Source organism: Streptomyces sp. NPDC039609 (assembly GCF_055596705.1).
The window spans coordinates 139,194-154,985 of the sequence record NZ_JBVIUJ010000012.1 but is presented as its reverse complement, the minus strand read 5'-3'; the positions used below and the strand labels follow the sequence as shown (position 1 = coordinate 154,985).

The 15,792-nt window shown below is 73.2% G+C and carries 10 protein-coding genes and 1 pseudogene; 3 read left to right on the top strand and 8 right to left on the bottom strand.

Translation table 11 applies throughout. The annotated features are described in order from the left end of the window. Complete coding sequence (locus tag ACZ561_RS31155; RefSeq protein WP_471001327.1) at nucleotides 1-378, bottom strand: MGMT family protein; 378 nt, start codon at nucleotides 376-378, stop codon at nucleotides 1-3. Between the two features lie 189 nt (nucleotides 379-567). On the opposite strand from ACZ561_RS31155, the gene ACZ561_RS31150 reads away from it, so the two are divergent. The 3 genes from ACZ561_RS31150 to ACZ561_RS31140 all read left to right on the top strand — a co-directional run bounded on the left by ACZ561_RS31150 (nucleotide 568) and on the right by ACZ561_RS31140 (nucleotide 6,827). Then, nucleotides 568-3,237, top strand: coding sequence for a lysylphosphatidylglycerol synthase transmembrane domain-containing protein (locus ACZ561_RS31150; RefSeq protein ID WP_471001324.1), 2,670 nt, complete (start codon nucleotides 568-570; stop codon nucleotides 3,235-3,237). 425 nt (nucleotides 3,238-3,662) lie between these two features. Further along, nucleotides 3,663-5,231 carry an alpha/beta hydrolase gene (locus tag ACZ561_RS31145; RefSeq protein ID WP_471001321.1) on the top strand — a complete coding sequence of 523 codons (1,569 nt, stop codon included), beginning with the start codon at nucleotides 3,663-3,665 and terminating at the stop codon, nucleotides 5,229-5,231. A 54-nt stretch (nucleotides 5,232-5,285) separates the two neighbouring features. Next, entirely contained in the window at nucleotides 5,286-6,827 is a 1,542-nt protein-coding gene (locus tag ACZ561_RS31140) for an alpha/beta hydrolase (RefSeq protein ID WP_471001318.1), read from the top strand. 66 nt (nucleotides 6,828-6,893) lie between these two features. Here ACZ561_RS31140 and moeZ read toward each other — a convergent pair whose 3' ends face one another. From moeZ to ACZ561_RS31105, 7 genes and pseudogenes are all read right to left on the bottom strand, one after another. Beyond that, nucleotides 6,894-8,072, bottom strand: coding sequence for an adenylyltransferase/sulfurtransferase MoeZ (moeZ, locus tag ACZ561_RS31135; protein WP_189600485.1), 1,179 nt, complete (start codon nucleotides 8,070-8,072; stop codon nucleotides 6,894-6,896). 63 nt (nucleotides 8,073-8,135) lie between these two features. Beyond that, nucleotides 8,136-8,885, bottom strand: coding sequence for a spherulation-specific family 4 protein (locus ACZ561_RS31130; RefSeq protein ID WP_471001316.1), 750 nt, complete (start codon nucleotides 8,883-8,885; stop codon nucleotides 8,136-8,138). After that, a complete protein-coding gene (locus ACZ561_RS31125; RefSeq protein ID WP_471001313.1) occupies nucleotides 8,873-9,841 on the bottom strand; it encodes an NAD-dependent epimerase/dehydratase family protein in 969 nt (322 codons plus the stop codon). Before ACZ561_RS31125 ends, ACZ561_RS31130 begins: the two co-directional genes overlap by 13 nt. Nucleotides 9,842-9,968: 127 nt before the next feature. After that, a complete protein-coding gene (locus ACZ561_RS31120; RefSeq protein ID WP_471001310.1) occupies nucleotides 9,969-11,912 on the bottom strand; it encodes a hypothetical protein in 1,944 nt (647 codons plus the stop codon). Between the two features lie 13 nt (nucleotides 11,913-11,925). Continuing rightward, nucleotides 11,926-13,545: a DUF3492 domain-containing protein gene (locus ACZ561_RS31115; RefSeq protein WP_471001307.1), complete on the bottom strand. Its 1,620-nt coding sequence runs from the start codon at nucleotides 13,543-13,545 to the stop codon at nucleotides 11,926-11,928. A 198-nt stretch (nucleotides 13,546-13,743) separates the two neighbouring features. Further along, nucleotides 13,744-14,349 (bottom strand): annotated as a pseudogene (locus ACZ561_RS31110) (ATP-binding cassette domain-containing protein); the annotation flags it as partial. 54 nt (nucleotides 14,350-14,403) lie between these two features. Further along, entirely contained in the window at nucleotides 14,404-15,780 is a 1,377-nt protein-coding gene (locus ACZ561_RS31105) for a DUF3152 domain-containing protein (protein ID WP_471001304.1), read from the bottom strand. Nucleotides 15,781-15,792: the final 12 nt, after the last annotated feature.

Below are 15,792 nucleotides of genomic sequence, written 5' to 3'. Positions count from 1 at the left end.
TCACGTGTGAGTTCCCGCACGCGGATCCCGGTCGGTGACGTCCGTGCCGTCCCAGCGCGCCCGCCGCATGTCGAGCTTCGGTATGTGCCCTTCGGCGGTGCGCCCGGCCTGCCGGAGCGGGGTGCCCTCGTCCCGGTAGTGGTCGAGGGCGCGCAGCTCGTGGCCGGGCAGCAGCATGCCGTCGGAGCGCACCACACGCCACCACGGCACGGCTCCGCCGTACAGGGCCATCACCCGGCCGACCTGGCGCGGCCCTCCCTCGCCGAGCCATTCGGCCACGTCTCCGTAGGTCATCACCCGGCCCGGCGGGATCAGCTCGGCGACCTCAAGGACCCGCTCCGCGTACTCCGGAAGCTCCTCCACGCTCATCCGCCCCATCCTGCCTCACGCCACCGACAACCCCACCGACAACGCCCTGATGCCTCCGTGGGCCGGCGCTTCGTGCCACCATCGTCCGGGCGGTGACTGGTGATACGAGATCAAGAGCGACAAGACGACCAAGAAGAACAACAATTCGAGAAGCGGGACGCGTCGCACGACGAGCACGCGGCACAAGCAGAGACGGACATGGTCATGGGGTACGACGCTCGGCCTCCTGAGGAGGGGGCTCACCCCGACCTGCCCTCGCCCGAAGGAGAGCCCAGCGAGCGGGTCTCGCAGGACGAACCGCTGCTCGCCGCCCGTGTGCACCGTCCGTCCGACCTGATGCGGCTGCTCGTCGGCGTCCTCGCGATCGCCGTCGTCATCGCCATCGCCGCCTTCGCCCACGGCACCACCTCCGGCCTCGAGCAGGACATCAACAAGGGCGCCGGCGGTGCGCCCGACGTCTTCGTCAAGATCGCCGGCCTGGTCTCCAGCATCGCCGTCCTGCTCGTGCCGGTGGCCTTCGCCATCGAGCGGCTGATCAAACGGGACGGACTACGCATCGCCGACGGCGTCCTCGCCGCCGTACTCGCCCACGGTGTCACCCTCGCCACCGACCTCTGGGTCGCCAAGGCCGCGCCCGGCACCATCCAGGACGCCCTGACCCAGCCGGCCACCGGCGGCGGCCTGACCGACCCGGTGCACAACTACCTCGCGCCCGTCATCGCGTACATGACCGCCGTCGGCATGGCCCGTCGGCCGCGCTGGCGGGTGAGCCTGTGGGCGGTGCTGCTGCTCGATGCGTTCACGATGCTGGTCGCCGGGTACACCACCGCGTTCTCGATCATCCTGACCGTGCTGATCGGCTGGACCGTCGCGTACGGAACGCTGTACGCGGTCGGCTCCCCCAACGTCCGCCCCACCGGGCAGACCCTGCTGGCCGGTCTGCGCCGGGTCGGCTTCCGGCCGGTCACGGCGCTGCGCGCCGAAGGCGCGGGCGTGCCCGACTCGGCCGACAGCGGCGACCGCGGCCGCCGGTACATCGTCACGCTCGAGGACGGGCCGCCGCTCGACGTCACCGTCGTGGACCGGGAGCAGCAGGCGCACGGCTTCTTCTACCGGGTCTGGCGCAGGATCACCCTGCGCGCGATCACCACCCGCCGTTCGATCGTCTCGCTGCGCCAGGCACTGGAGCAGGAGGCCCTCCTCGCGTACGCGGCGATCGCCGCCGGGGCCAACGCCCCGAAGCTGATCGCCACCTCCGAGCTCGGCCCGGACGCCGTGATGCTCGTGTACGAGCACCTGGGCGGCCGGACCCTGGATTCGCTGGACGACAAGGAGATCACCGACGATCTGGTGCGGAGCGCCTGGCGACAGGTGGAGGCGCTCCAGTCGCGCCGGATCGCGCACCGCAGGCTCGCGGGCGACGCGATTCTGGTGGATCGTTCCGGCAAGGTCATCCTGACCGACCTGCGGGGCGGCGAGATCGCCGCCGGCGACCTGATCCTGCGGATGGACATCGCGCAGCTGCTCACCACCCTCGGTCTGCGGGTGGGTGCCGAGCGGGCGGTGGCCGGGGCCGTGGCGGTGCTCGGCCCGGACGCGATCGCCGACTGCCTCCCCCTGCTCCAGCCGATCGCGCTGAGCCGCTCCACGCGGGCGACGCTGCGGAGGCTGGCCCGAGAGCGGTCGAAGCGGGAGCGCGAGGCCGTGCTCGAGGCGTCGGAGGCGGCGAAACGGGCGCGGGCCGAGGCGAACGCGGGCACCACGGACCTCAAGCCGGACCGCAAGTCCGACCGGAAGATCGAGAAGGCGGAGAAGCAGGCCGAGAAGCGGGCCATCGACGAGGCCCTCGACGACGCCCGCGAGGAGGATCTGCTGGCCCAGATCCGCCAGCAGGTGCTGCTGATCCGGCCGCAGGCACCGGTCGAACCGGTCCGTCTGGAGCGGATCAAGCCGCGCACGCTCATCAGCCTCATCGCCGGTGCCGTGGCCGCGTACTTCCTGCTCTCGCAGATCGCCCGGACGCCGCTGTCCACCATCAGCTCGGCCGACTGGCGGTGGGTGGCGGCGGCGGTGCTTTTCTCGGCGCTGAGCTACATCGCCGCCGCGATGAGCCTGCTCGGCTTCGTACCGGAGCGGGTGGGGTTCTGGCGGACGGTGGTCGCACAGGTGGCCGGGTCGTTCGTGAAGATCGTCGCTCCGGCGGCGGTCGGCGGTGTCGCGCTGAACACCCGGTTCCTCCAGCGCTCGGGGGTGCGGCCCGGGCTCGCGGTGGCGAGCGTCGGCGCGTCGCAGCTCTTCGGGCTCGGGGCGCACATCCTGCTGCTGCTCGCCTTCGGCTATCTGACGGGTACGGAGAAGTCGCAGTCGTTCACCCCGTCGAGGACGGTCATCGCCGGTCTGCTGACGGTGGCGGTGCTGGTTCTGGTGGTCACGGCGATCCCCTTCATGCGGAAGTTCGTGTCGACGCGGCTGCGGTCGCTCTTCGCGGGTGTCGTGCCGCGCATGCTGGACGTGCTCCAGCGGCCGCTGAAGCTGCTCACGGGCATCGGCGGGATGCTGCTCCTGACCGGTGTGTTCGTGCTCTGCCTTGACGCCTCGATCCGCGCGTTCGGGCACGACAGCCAGGGGATCAGCTACGCCAGCGTGGCGGTCGTCTTCCTCGCGGGCAACGCGCTCGGTTCGGCGGCGCCGACGCCTGGCGGTGTGGGCGCGGTCGAGACGGCGCTGACCCTCGGTCTGGTCGCGGTCGGCCTTCCCATCGAGGTCGCGACCCCGGCGGTGCTGCTGTACCGGCTGCTGACGCTGTGGCTGCCGGTGTTGCCGGGGTGGTTGTGCTTCAACTGGCTGACGAAGCGCGGGGCGCTTTAGCGCGGGGGCGCTTTAGCGCGGGGGCGGGTGGCGGGCGGCGGGCAGGGTCGTGCGGAGTCTGCGGGCCGGCTGTGGCTGGTCGCGCAGTTCCCCGCGCCCCTAGGGTCCTGGGGCCGGCGTCCGGATGGAGTCTGCGGGCACATCGTGGCTGAGCGCGCCGTTCCCCGCGTCCCTGACAGGGCCCGCAGGGTCGGCGTCCGAACGGAGTCTGCCCGCCCGTCGGGGCTGAGCGCGCCGTTCCCCGCGCCCCTGACAGACCGGCTTCCGGACGAAGCCCGCACGCGCCGTTCCCCGCGCCCCTGACAGACCGGCGTCCGGACGAAGCCCGCACGCGCCGTTCCCCGTGTCCCTGCGGGGTGCCGTGCGTGACACCCGTGTGGGTGCTCGCCCGCGCGGGGTTGCTTTGTTCGGCTCACGATGGGTTCATGCCGATCTCCGCCGCGCAGCGTGCCGTCCTGCTCACCGCGACCACCGTGTTGCTCGCCGTCGGAGTCGCCGGATGCTCGGACAGTGGTGGGACGGCCTCCGACTCGCCCACCGATCTCGCCGGGTTCGCCGCACAGGAGCTGGAGTGGGCCGCCTGTCCTCCCCCGTCCGCCGCGGAGGGCGGCGGACCCGCGCCCTCCCCGCTGCCCGGCGGGACCGCCTGGGAGTGCTCGTTCATGGAGGTGCCGCTCGACTACGACGACCCCGGAGGCGTGACCATCGAGCTGGCCCTGATCCGCGCCCGGACCAGCAACCCGGACCAGCGGATCGGCTCCATGATCTACAACTTCGGCGGCCCCGGCGGCTCGGGCGTCACCGGCCTGCCCTCTTTCGCCCCGGACTACGAGAAGCTCCGCACCCGCTACGACCTCGTCTCCTTCGACCCCCGGGGCGTCGGCCGCAGCGCGGACGTCCAGTGCCTGACCGACAAGGAGCTGGACGCCTACTACGCCATGGACTTCACCCCGGACGACGCCGCCGAGGAGCGGACGATGTCCGACGGGCAGAAGAAGTACGCCGCCGGCTGCGAGAAGGAGGCCGGTACGGTCCTCCCCCACGTCGGCACCGAGAACGCCGCCCGCGACCTGGACCTGATGCGCCAGGTCCTCGGCGACGACAAGCTCCACTACTTCGGCATCTCGTACGGCACACAACTGGGCGGTGTGTACGCCCACCTGTTCCCCGAGAACGTCGGCCGCGCCCTCTTCGACGCGGTCGTCGACCCGAACTCCGGCACAGAGGCGGGCGCCCTCGGCCAGGCCCAGGGCTTCCAGCTCGCCCTCGACAACTTCGCCAAGGACTGCGTGGCCCGCGGCGACGCCTGCACGCTGCCCGGTTCGACGGTCGCCGAGATCGAGGCGTTCATCATCAACCTCCTCGACGAACTCGACGAGAAGCCGATCCCCGGGATCGGGGACCGCAAGCTCACCCAGACCCAGGCCACCAACGGCATCGCGCAGGCCCTGTACTCCAAGGAGTTCTGGCAGTACCTGGAGCAGGGCCTCGACTCGGCCGAGGGCGGCGACGGCGCACTGCTCCTCGCCCTCTCCGACTCCATGAACGGACGTGACCAGAACGGCAGTTACAGCAACATCCAGGCGGCGAACGCGGCCATCAACTGCGTGGACTTCAAGGAGCGCTACACCCTCGGCCAGGCCAAGGAACGGCTCCCGGAGTTCCAGAAGACCTCCGCCGTCTTCGGGGACTACATGGGCTGGGCCCTGTCCGGCTGTTCCCAGTGGCCGGTGCCCGGCGCCTGGGAGCACCCCGACGTCTCCGCGCCAGGCTCCGCCCCGATCCTGGTGCTCGGCACGACGGGCGACCCGGCGACCCCGTACGGGGGGACCCGGGCCATGGTGGACGCGCTCGGCGAGGGCGTCGGCGTGGAGCTGACGTACGAGGGCGAGGGGCACGGCGCGTACAACGGCGGCAACGCGTGCGTGCAGAACGCCGTCAACGCGTACTTCCTGGACGGAAAGGTGCCGGCCTCGGGGACCATCTGCAAGTAGGTCCACCGCGGCGCCTAGGATGGCGATTTTCCGGTCCGGATCACGGGGGTTGTCTTGTCCAAACGGATACGGGTGGCGGCCGCTGTCGTCACCGGGCTGCTGCTCGCGGGCTGCACGAGCACCGGAACGCCCACCGAGACCCCTCGGAGCATCGGGAAGACCCCGCCGAGCACGGATGCCAAGCAGCCGAAGGACGCCACGCTGCCCGCCTCGCTCACCGGGCAGCGCCCCGAGTGGAAGCCCTGCGCCGCCCCCGAGGGCGGCGACGAGCCCGGCGCCGACTGGCGCTGCACCGAGGTGCGGGTCCCGCTCGACTACGCGCGGCCTGACGGCGAGACGATCCCGATCGCGCTGATCCGCAAGGAGGCCCGCGACAAGAACCGGCGGATCGGCTCCCTCCTCTTCAACTTCGGGGGCCCGGGCGCCTCCGGGGTCGAGATCCTCCCCCGCGCGGCCCAGGCGTACAGCGCGCTGAACCGCCGCTACGACCTGGTCGGCTTCGACCCGCGCGGCGTCCGGCAGAGCGCCGGTGTGGTGTGCCGGGACGACAAGGAGCTGGCCGCCGCCGAGACCGTCGACATGACGCCGGACACTCCTGCCGAGGAGGCCGCGTTCCGCGCGGACGGCGCCTCCTTCGGCGCCGGGTGCGCCCGCCGCTCCGGCAAGGTCATCCCGCACACCACGACCAGCAACACCGCCCGAGACCTGGACCTGGTCCGGCACGTCCTCGGCGACGACAAGCTGAACTACTTCGGCATCTCCTACGGGACCCAGCTCGGCGGCGCCTACGCGCATCTGTTCCCGGCGCACGTCGGCCGGACCGTCCTCGACGCGGTCGTCGACCCGACCGCCGACAGCACGGGTCACGCCCGCAACCAGACGATCGGCTTCCAGCGCGCCCTGGACAACTACCTGAAGAGCACCGGCGAGGACCCGAAGCAGGGAACGGCCCGGATCGCCCGTCTGCTGGAGCGGCTGGACGGCGACCCGCTGCCCGTCGGCGACCGGCAGCTGACCGACGGTCTGGCGCTCACCGGCATCGCGGTCACGCTCTACTCGGAGAGCAACTGGCCCCTGCTGACCTCCGCCCTGGAGCAGGCCCGGAACCGCAACGGCGCGGAGCTGCTGGCCCTGGCCGACTCGTACAACGACCGGGACGAGTCCGGGCACTACTCCACCCAGTCCCACTCCCAGCGGGCGATCTCCTGCGCCGACTCCGCCGAGCGGCCGACGACCGAGCAGGCGAAGGCCCTGCTGCCGGAGTTCCGCAAGCTCTCGCCGGTCTTCGGCGCGTTCCTCGCCTGGGACACGGCCGGCTGGTGCGCCCAGTGGCCGGTGAAGGGCGAGCGGGTCGACCCGGACGCCGGCGCGCCCGGTGCGGGCCCGATCCTGGTCGTCGGCACGACCGGTGACCCGGCGACCCCGTACGAGGGGGCGGAGCGGATGGCGAAGGAGCTGGGCACCGGCGTCGGCGTCCTGGTCAGCAACGAGGGCGAGGGCCATGGCGCGTACGGCACGTCGTCCTGTGTGACGAGGACGGTCGACGCGTACCTCCTGGACGGCACGGTCCCCAAGTACGGCACGCGCTGTTCCTAGTCGGAGGTGCGAGAAGGGCCCGGACCTGATGTCAGGTCCGGGCCCTTCTCGTACACCTGCGCGGGTCTAGTAGACCGGCTTCTCGGGCTCGATCTGGTGCACCCAGCCGATCACGCCGCCGCCGACGTGCACCGCGTCCGCGAAGCCCGCGGACTTGAGCACGGCGAGGACTTCCGCACTGCGGACACCCGTCTTGCAGTGCAGGACGATCCGCTTGTCCTGCGGCAGGTCCTGGAGGGCGGTGCCCATCAGGAACTCGTTCTTCGGGATCAGCCGCGCGCCGGGGATCGAGACGATCTCGTACTCGTTGATCTCCCGGACATCGATGATGTCGATGTTCTCGCCCTCGTCGATCCACTCCTTGAGCTGCTTGGGAGTGATCGTCGAGCCGAGCGCCGCCTCCTGGGCCTCCTCGGACACGACGCCGCAGAAGGCCTCGTAGTCGATGAGTTCGGTGACGGTCGGGTTCTCGCCGCAGACCGCGCAGTTCGGGTCCTTGCGGACCTTCACCTGGCGGTACTGCATCTCCAGGGCGTCGTAGATCATCAGTCGGCCGACCAGCGGGTCGCCCACGCCGGCCAGGACCTTGATCGCCTCGGTGACCTGGATGGAGCCGATGGACGCGCAGAGCACGCCCAGGACGCCGCCCTCGGCGCAGGACGGGACCATGCCCGGCGGCGGGGGCTCCGGGTAGAGGCAGCGGTAGCAGGGGCCGTACTCGGACCAGAAGACGGAGGCCTGGCCGTCGAAGCGGTAGATCGAGCCCCAGACGTACGGCTTGTTCAGCAGCACGCACGCGTCGTTGACGAGGTAACGCGTGGCGAAGTTGTCCGTGCCGTCGACGATCAGGTCGTACTGGCTGAAGATGTCCATCACGTTCTCGGCTTCGAGCCGCTCTTCGTGGAGGATCACGTTCACGTACGGGTTGATGCCGAGGACCGAGTCCTTGGCGGACTCCGCCTTGGAACGGCCGATGTCCGCCTGGCTGTGGATGATCTGGCGCTGCAGGTTCGACTCGTCGACCTCGTCGAACTCCACGATGCCGAGCGTGCCCACACCGGCCGCGGCCAGGTACATCAGGGCCGGCGAACCGAGGCCACCGGCGCCCACACAGAGCACCTTGGCGTTCTTCAGCCGCTTCTGCCCGTCCATCCCGACATCCGGGATGATCAGGTGGCGGGAGTACCTGCGGACCTCGTCTACGGTGAGCTCGGCAGCCGGCTCGACCAGGGGTGGCAGCGACACGGGGGCTCCGTTGGTCGGTATGTCAGTACGGTTGTTCTCCCCGTAACACTGCCACGGCCCTTCTCATTCCGAGACACCCGGTCCAATGCGCGAGACGATTTCGTCCCAGTAGCCGGGCAGAGTTTGGAATGGATCGTTTTGTCCCGTGCGGTCCGCGTGGTCCGTGAAGAAGATCGTCCCCGCTCCCTGCCAGCGGGCGATCCGCATCGCCTCGTCCAGGTGACTGCGCGGCACCCCGTGGACGAGATGGACGAACTTCTCCGGCGGATACTCGGCGGTCCACTCGGCCACCTGCGACCAGCGGTAGTCCGCCCACGGCCCGGAGAAGGTGACCAGCTGGTCGGCCGTCTCGGCGTAGCCGGGGTACGGATGGGTGCCATGGCCGAGGACGAGGTGGGCCTCACCGTCGAGGACCGCCTCCAGGGTGGCCGTGACGCGCCTCACCTCGGGCAGGTCGACCCGGTCGGTGGGGCACCGGTCCAGGTAGAAGCCGTCGACCTTGTACCAGTCGAGGAAGCGGTGGGCGTCCGAGACGATCTCGCCGAACTCGCGCGAGCCGTGGCAGAGGTCCAGATGCCCGAGGACCCTGATCCCCGCGTTCCGCAGTCGGCCGGACGCCTCCAGGCAGTGCGGGTCGGGCCGGTCCCCCGGCCCTTCGGCGACGTTGAGCACGGCCCAGTGCAGGGGGGTGCCGGGGCGGGTCAGTTCGGCCCATTCGACGGGGGCGAGCAGCGGGTGGGCGTAGCCGGGGACCCCGAAGCCCAGCTCCTCCATCCGTACGGCTCCGGTCGTGCTGGTGGTCAGATGCGACATGCCGCCTCCATCCAGATGTCGGCGAGCGACTCCTCCAGGTTGATCCTGGGGCGCCAGCCGAGCCGGTCGCGTGCGGTGCGGACGTCGGCCTGCTGCCAGCTGCCGCAGCCGTCGGGGTACGGGAAGGGCGCGGCGGCCAGCTGTTCGGCGATGGTCTCGGTGCGGGGGGCGCCGATGACGGGTCGCTGGGGCGGGCCGTGCGGGCCGTCGAGTTCGTGCAGGGTCCCGGCGTATCCCGCGACGCGGGCCAGCACCGCGGCGGCGTCGCGCAGCCTGACCGCGCGGCCGGTGCCGATGTTGACGACACCCTGGGCTGCGGAGAGCGAGGCCGCGTGGACGGCGCGGGCCACGTCCCGTACGTCGACGAAGTCGCGCTGCACGCCGAGGCCGCTGAGCTTGAGCTCGCCGTCGCCGGCCTGCATGGCGCGGCGCATGGCCTCGGCGAGGCGGCCGAGCGGGGAGCCGGCGGGGGTGCCGGGGCCGACGGGCGAGAACACCCGGAGCACGACGGCGTCGAGCCCCGACCCCAGGACGAGTTCGGTCGCCGCCAGCTTTGACACCCCGTAGGGGCCACCGGGGCGGGGCACGGCGTCCTCGGCGGTGGAGGAGCCGGGCTGGCTGGGCCCGTACTCCGAGGCGCAGCCGACCTGGACGAGCCGCGCACCACAGCCGCTGCGGCGCAGGGCCTCGCAGACGGTGGCGACGGCGACGGTGTTGTGCCGGGTCAGTTCGCGGGCGCCGCCGCGGGTGGCGCCGGCGCAGTTGACGACGACTCCGGGGTGGACGGCGTCCAGGAACCGGGTCAGGGCGCCGGGGCTGCCGCCGGCGAGGTCGAACCGTACGTCGGCGTCGTCCCCCCGCCCGAGGGCGGTGAGGTGCACGGCCGGGTCGGCGAGCAGCCGGTCGGCGACGAAACGGCCGAGGAATCCGTTGGCTCCGAGCAGCAGCACCCTCATCGTGCGGCCCCTTCGTGCCGACCGGCCGTGGCTGGGGGTTGGGAGGTCATGTCTCTTTCGTCTCCTTGGAATGGGGTCCTGCGGGGTGGGTACGCCCGCGGCGTCGGCTCCGCGGGTGCGCCGGGGTTCAGGTGCCGGTGGCGGCGTGGGCCGAGGCCCGGGAGAGGGCGGCGGTGGCGTGGGCCAGCAGGCCGAGCGCCGCGGCGCCGCAGACGAGGGTGGGGACGGCGCCGGGGCCCCAGGTGTCGACGAGGGCGCGGACCGGGACGGCGAGGAGGTCGCAGCCGGGCACGCGGCCCGCCAGGACGCTCGCGAGGGCGAGCGCCTCGGCGGCGCAGGCGGCGGCGAGACCGCTCGCGGCGGTCTCGGGGAACCCGTGGACGGTGAGGAGCCGGGTGAGCAGGAGGAGCGCGCCGAGGGCGAGGGCGCCGGGCGCGAAGCCGGTCAGGGCCAACAGGCCCGCGAGGGCGGCCAGATAGAGGGCCACGGTGGCCAGGAGCAGGGGGCGGGTGCCGGCGGCGAAGTCCTCCAGGCCTCGGCTGACGGTGAGCCTGCGGCGGGCCCTGGTGGCGAAGAGCCGGGCGCACCAGGCGGCGGGGGCGACAGCGAGGGCGAGGCCCAGGAGGGGCTGGGGCGTGATGTCCCAGGCGCCGTCGGGTCCGCCGGCGAGCACCTGCCGGAGAAGACCGTCCCCGCCGACCGCGTACGCGAGGAGCCAGAGGGTCCAGACGCGGGCGGCGGGGACGGTGCGGCCGGCGGCGCGCAGGGGGCCGCGCCGGACGGCGACGGCGAGTGCGGCGGCCAGGCCGAGGGCCCCGGCCGCGCCGACGGCGAGGCGCACGGGCCCTTCGGTGAGCGCGAGTCCGGTGACGGTGAGGGCGGCGACGGCCCCGGGCGCGAGGGCGGCCACGGTCCACCCGGCCCACCCGGGGCGCGCGCCGTCCTCGATCGCGGGACGCGGGGGCGCCCCGTTCTGCCGGGGCACGCGCGCGTACAGCTCCTCGGCGAGCGAGAACACGTCCCGATGCCGAAACCGCGCCGCGGTCCGGTCGGTGACCCCGTGGGCCTCGAGCCCAGCGGCGATCTCCAACGGATCGACGGCCCGCTCACACAGCTCCCGGTGCCGGTGCATGAGCGCTTTGACGGGATCGGCGGAACCTCGCCGATGGGGCTTGGCAACGGCCTCCGGCGCCGGCGCCGGTTCGGCGGCCTCGCCGCCCGGAACGGCGCGCGGCTGCGGGGCGGCCTGCGGGTGGGGGGCGATGCCGGAGCCGGAAGGGTTCTGCCGGTGCGGGGCGGCGTGCACGCCCGGCGCGACGTCGGCACCGGGCGGAGCCTGCGGATGCGGGGCGGCATCGGCGGCGGGCGGGCCGGGCACGTCCCCGGCACCGGGCGGGACCTGCACGGCCGCAGCCCTGGGTGGGGCACCGGCGCCGGGCGGAGCCTGCGGGTGCGGGGCGGCATCGGCGGCGGGCGGGCGGGGCACGTCCCCGGCACCGGGCGGGACCTGGCGGTACTGCCCACCTCCGGCCCCGGAGGGGCCTGGGGCGTCCCCCACGCCGAACGGCGCCTGCGGGTGTGGCCCGTCCCCGGCCTGCCGGGACGGTACGGCTTCGGTCTGCGGGGCCGCGGCCCAGGGCTGCGTGGGCGAGGCGTCGCTCGCCTTCCGTCTTCCGGGCAGGGCCGACGCGGCCCGCAGGTGCGAGCCCTCCGGTGTCCCGGGCTGGTGCATCGTCGCCGCTCCCGCCCATGAGCGGGATCGCGGTGCCTCGTCCTCCTCGCGTGGTGCGAGCCGCGCCCGGGGGCCGGCCGATCGGTCCGCGTCCGGTCCGCCCACCGACCGCAGGTCGAGGTCGCCGCCCCGTGCGGGAGGCGCCTGACGCGGGTCCCCGGTCTCCCCCGCGGCGGGCCTCGCGGCGGGCACCGCGTCGGCCGTTCCCCGGCGAGCCCACCCCGGGGTCGCCGCCGGCGGCTGCCCGTCGGTCTTCACGGAGACCGTCACGGCGACGGTCAGCGCCGTCGTCTCGAGGAGCGCCTCGGCGCGGGAGTCCGGGGCGGCGGGGCCGCGCATGGGGGTGCCTCCTTCAGGCATCGGTTTCTCCCGCGACGGCGGCGCTCACGGGCTGGTCCGCCCAGGTGCCGGGGACGTACGCCTCCGCCGGGTGGGCGAAGGGGACGCCCTCGGCGGCATGGCGGCGCACGGGTGCGTGGGAGAGGAGTTCCAGGTAAATGCCGCGAAATGCCGCGAGGTTCTGCTCGACGGTGAAGAGCTCGAGCGCGCGGGCGCGGGCTGCGGCGCCCAGGCGGTAGCGGCGCTCGGGGTCGCGCAGGAGCGCGAGGCACGCGTCCGCGAGCGCTCGCGGATTGCGCGGGGGCACGACGAGTCCGGTTCCGCCGATGACCTCGACGACCGCGCCCACGTCCGTGGAGACCGTCGCCCGCGCGCAGAACATGGCCTCGACCAGGCTGATCGGGAAGCCCTCGACGACGCTGGAGAGCACCACGACCGCGCCCGCCGCGTACGCCTCGGCGAGCGTCGGCGCCTCCGGTCCGCCGATCTCCTCGAAGGTGACCGGGTTCTCGCCGACGTCGTGCGCCCCGGCGGCCTCGTCGGGGAAGAGCTGCGCCGCGAGCGCCCGGCAGTGCGCGAGGTACGCCTCGGCGCCGGATTCGCGCACCGGGGCCGCGATGATCCGCAGCCGGACGTCGGGCTGGGCCTTGCGCACCTCGGCGAAGGCGTGCAGCAGGGCAATCAGGTCCTTGGCGGGTTCGACGCGGCCGACCCAGACGAGGGTGGCCGGGTCGCCGCTCTCCTCGTCCTCGCCGACCTCGGTGAACCGCTCGGACTCCATGCCCGGGTAGACCGTGCGCAGTTTGGCCCGGTCGGCCCCGCACTTCTCCTGCCAGCGGCGGGCGTGCGTGTTGCCGGGGGTGAGGAGCGCGGCCTGCCGGTAGACCTCGGCGGCGAGCCGGCCGTGGAAGGCGGCGAGCAGGGCGCGCACCGGCGCGGACAGCGGTGCGTCGGTGGCGGCGAGGTAGTGCGCGCGCAGCTGGACGCCGTACTCGGTGACCAGCAGCGGAGTGCCGAAGAAGCGTTTGGCCAACAGACCGGGAAGCGCCGCCGATCCGCCGGACGCGGCGTGGCAGAGGTCGACCGCGCCGAGCCCGTCCTCGCCGTACCAGTCGAGCGACAGCGGGCGCAGGGCGCGCTCCAGCTGGTCGACGAAGGCGAGGTAGTCGGGCACGGTGGCGTCCGCCACGCCCCGGCGTGCGCCGGGAGCGCGGCAGGCGGTCTCCAGGGTGCGGACCGCGAGTTCGGAGCGGAGGGCCGCGTAGAGACCGCCGCGCTCGCGGGCCAGTCCGGCCAGTCCGTAGAGCCCGTCGGCGAAGGCGCGTGCGGCCGCCGCGTCCTCCTCGGCGCAGACGCCGGTCGCGAGCGCTCCGAAGTGACCGGCGAAGGACCGCCGTTCACGCCGGCCGTATGTGTGTCCGTCGTCGTCGGGCGCCCAGAGCGGGGCCGTGCGGACGCGCCGGACCTGCGGGGGCAGGTCGACCCAGCCGGCCTCTTCCTGCCGGGCGCTGCGGCTGAGGGCGTACAGGTCGAAGTCGTGCGGCGCGAGCCCGCGCACGAGCCGGTCGCACCAGAGCCTGGACTCACCCGTGGCGTACGGGTAGCCACCCTCCGTCAGCAGTCCGATCCGCATGAGCACACCCCCGATCTCCCTTGCCTTGCGGCGCCGTGGCTCGGCGACTCGCAGCGGGAAGAACGTAAGCGGATATACCGGTGGCGCGATGGACGGTTGTCCGTCGCGCCACCGGAAGGGGTGAATGCACGTAACTTTCCCACCCCGGTCGCGTTCCGTCGCGCTACGGGGTGTCGTGCATACGGAGAGTCAGGCTGCGGCCAGCTCCTGCCGCCGTTCGCGGCGCGGGTCGAGCGAGGAGACGGCGTCCTGGAACACCATCTGCAGCTCGCGCGAGAGGCCCCCGAGCTCCGCACCGCCGTACCGAAGCCGGCCGCCGGTCGGATCGAGCAGCCGCACGAGCATCCGCCCGAGCGTCGTGTTGCCGCTGCCGGACTCGCCCACGATCCCCAGGACCTCCCCCGCCCGCACGGCGAGCGACACGCCGTCGACGGCGGTGACGCGCGCCTTCCCGCGCCCGAACTCCCGCCGTAGGCCGACCGCTTCGAGCAGCGGCTCGCCCACCGCCGGGGGCCGCTCGCGCAGCGGCCCGTCGAGGCGTGGCACCGCGGTGAGCAGGGTCCGGGTGTACGGCTCCGAGGGCGCGGCGAGGACCTCGCGTACCGGGCCGGGTTCGACCTCCCGCCGGCGCATCCCGCCGCTGTACTCGTGCGGGCGGGCGCGGGCGCGGCGCGCTGTGTCGGAGATGCCGACGCGGTCCAGGAGCTCGACCGCGCGGGCACGGGCGGCCCGCCTGGATCCCGGGCGGTGGATCCGGTAGACCTCGGCGATCCGGTCGCCGACCGCGAGATACGGATCGAGGGACACTCGTCTCGCGATGCGGTCACCTTCGACGGGTCCGGGCATCCGGACGGGGCCTCAACTCCCGGGATGCACCCAGGGGTTGGGGCGGCACTTGATGCCCTCGACGTTCAGGGACTTGGTCTGCTGCTGCATCACGGGGGCGAGGGCACCGGGCGTACGGCAGGAGACGTGGCTGTGTCCGAGCCGGTGTCCGACCTCGTGGTTGATGAGCATCTGGCGATAGGCGAACATCGCCTTCGCGCCGAAGGTCTCCGAGCCCTGGGCCCAGCGGAACGCGTTGATCATCACCCGGGAGGTGGACGCGGAGTCGCAGGAGACATTGTCGACGGTGGTGTCCAGGTCGGACTTCGCGCACCAGACACCGGTGGTGCCGGGACTGGCGAGCGTGATCACGAACTCCGGGTCCCCGCTGGAAATCCGCTCGAAGGTCATCTCTCCCTGACCGGCCCAGCTCCGCTCGTCGTTGAGGGTCTTCTGCACGGCCTGCGCGAAGAGTGCCGCGTCGAGTCCGAGCCCCTTCTCGACGTCGACCCGGTAGCGGATCTTCCTTCCCTTGCCGGGCGCCTTGTCGAAGCCGGCCACGGCCTCGAACTCGCCCGAGCCCTTGAGCTTGGGGTCGATGGGGAACTGAAGTGACATCAGCTGTTCGTAGGTGGGCGGTGCGGCGGGGGCGCTGGGTGCGACGGGTGCGGCCTGCGCGGGTGTCGGCCGGATGTCGGAGCGCGAGGCCCCGTCCTCGAGGGCCCGGTCGGCGGAGCCGTCGGCCGAGTGGGCCAACGGACTGCCGGAGTCCCGATCGGCCACCTGCCCGGCCACGACGACGGCGAGGACGGTGGTGACGGCGGCGGCCGCGATACCGGTGAAGGTCCGGCCCTTGCCGCCGGTCTTGGCCGGCGGTTCCTCGGGAAGCTCCTCGGGGCGGGGCTCGCGCCGCTGAGCGGGGATGAAGGGGGCCTGCGGTGCGGCCTCGTCCCGGGCCGGCCGGGGCGCCTCCTGCAGGTCCATGTAGCGCTGGGGCCGTGCCGGCGTGTCGGTGTGCTCGGGATGCCCGCCCCGTACCGCCGTGTCGTCGGGGGCGGTGTAGATCGGCGTGCCGTGCATCGGGGTGTCCCAGACCGGCCGACCGCCGCCGGGCCCGTAAGCCCCCTGCCCGTACCCACCCTGGGTGCGCGGGCCCTGGGTGCTCGGAGCCTGCCCGTACCCGCCCTGTCCGTACCCGCCCCGCGTGCTCGGGCCCTGCGCGTACGCGCCCTGGGCGTAGCCGGTCTGCCCGGCGCCCTGCTGCGGTCCCACGCCGCCGGGGCGGCCGTATCCGCTCTGCCCGTACGGACTCTGCTGTCCTTGCGCCGTCGGGGTGTACCCGTCCTGGCCCGGCCCGCGCCTGCGGCGTCCCGTCCCCGACCCCGCCGCTTCGCGCTGCCCCGTATCCACGGGGGGAGCGGG